The organism is Rhizobacter sp. P2_H2 (genome assembly GCF_056403375.1).
In genome coordinates, this window is sequence record NZ_JBFUFP010000755.1 from 1 (window position 1) to 2,700 (window position 2,700).

Here is a 2,700-nt window from a genome sequence, read left to right on the forward strand (position 1 = left end):
TCCACGACCTGAACCCGGTCTACCACGACGCCGAGCCGCAGGCCCGCAAGGCGCTCGACAAGCTGCGCCGCCGGCTGCGCCACTTCGACGAAGTGACCACGCTGACGCGCCACGTTGAAGGCGACATCCGCCGCCACCTCGGCTGGACCGGCCCGGTCACGGTGATCCCGAACGGCGCGCGCGACCTGAACCCCCACGCGCAGGAGGCCGTGCCCGGCATCGTGCCGGGCCGCTACCTGCTGCACCTGAGCCGCATGGCGGCGTCGAAGAACCCGCAGAGCCTGGTCGAGATGGCCGCGCTGTGGCCGCAGCAGGCGCTGGTGCTGGCCGGGCCGCGCACCGGCGATTCGGACCGGCTGGCCGCGCAGGTGCGCGAGCGCGGGCTTGCGAACGTGACGGTGGTGCAGGAGGTGAGCGACGCGCAGAAGACCTGGCTCTACGCGCACTGCCAGGCCTTCGTGTTCCCGTCGCTGACCGAGGGCTTCGGCCTGCCGCCGCTGGAGGCGATGCACTTCGGCAAGCCGGTGTTCCTGTCGCGGCTGACCAGCCTGCCGGAGGTCGGCGGCGCGCATGCCGGCTACTTCGACAGCTTCGAGCCGCAGGCGATGCGCCGCACGATCGAGGCCGAGACGCCGCGCCTGCTGCGCGAGGGCCTGGCGATCCGTGCCCATGCCGCGCAGTTCCGCTGGGACCGCGCGGCCGAGGCCTACCTCGCGATCTACCGGCGCCTGCTCGGCACGCCCCTCAGCGCGGCGCCGCGTTGAGCCACGACAGCGCCGCGGCCAGCACCGCCTCCGGGTCGATGTCGTCGACCTGCCGGGGGCCGTGCAGGCTCGTCGTGCGGTTGGCCGACGTGACGCGGTAGGCCGGCAGGATCTCGCCGGCGAACAGCGCGACCGCCGGCGTGCCGGTCGTGTGGGCGACGTGCAGCAGGCCGCCGTCGGCGCACAGCGCGAGCGCGCAGCGGTCGATCAGCGCCTGCACCTCGCCGAGGCTGTGGCGAGCGACGCGGTCGATCAGCGGCAGGCCGATCTCGGCGGCGACGATCGCATCGCGCATCGCCAGGCCGTTGTCGGCGCCGATCAGCACGATGTGCGGCACCCGGCCGGTCGCGGCCAGGCCGCGCAGCACCTCGATCCAGCGGGTGTAGGTGCGCCAGTCGCGCACGCCGCCGAGCGCGACCGCGATCGCGCCGGACGGGATCGCCAGCGCGGCGATCGCGGCCTGCTCGGCCAGCGAGGTCTGCATCGTCGGGCGCGCCACCGCCTCGAGCACCGCACCCGGCAGGTCCATCAACTGCGCCAGCCGGTAGAAGCCGAACAGCGTGCGGTTGAACTCGGGGCCGGTGTAGCAGCCCTGCAGATGCACGAACGGCACGCGGCGGAAGTGCCGCAGCTTGTCGCGCACCGAGCGCGAGGCCATGCTGTGCAGCAGCACCAGGTCGTAGCCGTCGGCCGGCAGCTCGCGTGCCGACGCGGCGACGTTCGAGAACACCGCATCGCTGCGGTACAGCGGCAGCAGGTGCGCATCGGTCAGCAGGTCCAGCCGCGCGACGCGACCCTGCAGCAGCACCCGCGCCGCGAGGTCCATCAGCGAATCGCCGACCTGCGGCGTGCCCTGGTGGATCCACAGCACGCGGCGGTGCCGGGCGGTGTCGATGCGTGGCTGCAGCAGCGGGCCCTGGCCGTGCCACGCCAGGTTCAGCTCGCGCAACGCACGGCGGCGTGCCGCCTTCCAGGGCGACGCCGTTGCCGCGAAGGCCTGCGCGTTGGACGGCAGCGCCTGCGGGAACGGCGGCGTCCAGGTGGCGCCCGCATAGCGCACGAGCCAGTCCGGCCCGGCCGTCATCGGGCCTGCACTCCCGCGCGCAGTGCGTTGAATTGCAATCGCAGCCACAGTTTCGGCTCGCCGAAGCGCCGGCCCGAGGCAGCGCGGCGACGCGCCAGCAACCGCGCGGCGCAGGCGTGCGGGCCGTGGCGGATCAGCGCCTTCAGCATGCCGAGCGCCTGCGACGACAGGCTCGCCGCGTCGTCCAATTCGTCGATCGCGCGCAGCACCAGCTGCTGGAACGCGGCCAGTGCCGGCCGCAACGCGGGGTTGCGCCGCGCGCCGTGCACCAGCTCGCGCAGCAGGCTGCCGAAGTAGTGGGCCCGCAGCGCGCCCGTCGACAGCGACTCGACGAAGGCCAGCACCTCGGCCGGTGGCAGCAGCGAAGGCAGGTGGTAGGGGCCGTGGAATCCGAACACCTCGGCCGACAGCGGGCCGTCCTCGACCGCGAAGCGCCCGGCCATCCCCAGCGGCGCGAAGCGCAGGCCCTTCGCCTCGAGCGCCGGCCGGTTCGTCTTGCAGATGCAGAGGTCTTCGGGATGCTCGGGGCGGATCGCCGGGTCCTGCAGGGCCTGCAGCAACGCGGCGGAACGCAGCGAAAAGCCACCGTTGCCGACCTTCCAGGGCTCGGGGATGTGGTTCCACGGCGCACCGATGTAGTCGACCGACAGGAACTCTTCGCGCCAGGCGGCCGGGTTCAGCACGTAGCCGTCCCATTGCACGACCAGCAGGTGGCTGGTGCGCAGGTGCGGCGCCAGCCCCTTGATCATGAAGTCGGAATAGGCCTCGATGCTGTCGAGCGGGTGGATCTCGACCCAGCGCACGCCATCGGGCAGCGCGCGGCCGGCCAGCGACGCGCGATCGGTGCAGAGG

At 73.0% G+C, this 2,700-nt stretch carries 3 protein-coding genes; 1 reads left to right on the top strand and 2 read right to left on the bottom strand.

Features of this window, described 5'->3' with window-relative positions; translation table 11 throughout:
- Positions 1-764 (top strand): glycosyltransferase family 4 protein (locus AC1D15_RS25780; protein WP_477828233.1); only part of this gene is annotated, 764 nt, incomplete at its 5' end.
- On the opposite strand, the gene AC1D15_RS25785 is transcribed toward AC1D15_RS25780, so the two are convergent.
- Positions 745-1,848 carry a glycosyltransferase family 9 protein gene (locus AC1D15_RS25785; RefSeq protein ID WP_477828234.1) on the bottom strand — a complete coding sequence of 368 codons (1,104 nt, stop codon included), beginning with the start codon at positions 1,846-1,848 and terminating at the stop codon, positions 745-747. The genes AC1D15_RS25780 and AC1D15_RS25785 overlap by 20 nt on opposite strands.
- Positions 1,845-2,700 (bottom strand): DUF5672 family protein (locus tag AC1D15_RS25790; protein WP_477828235.1); only part of this gene is annotated, 856 nt, incomplete at its 5' end. The genes AC1D15_RS25790 and AC1D15_RS25785, both read right to left, overlap by 4 nt.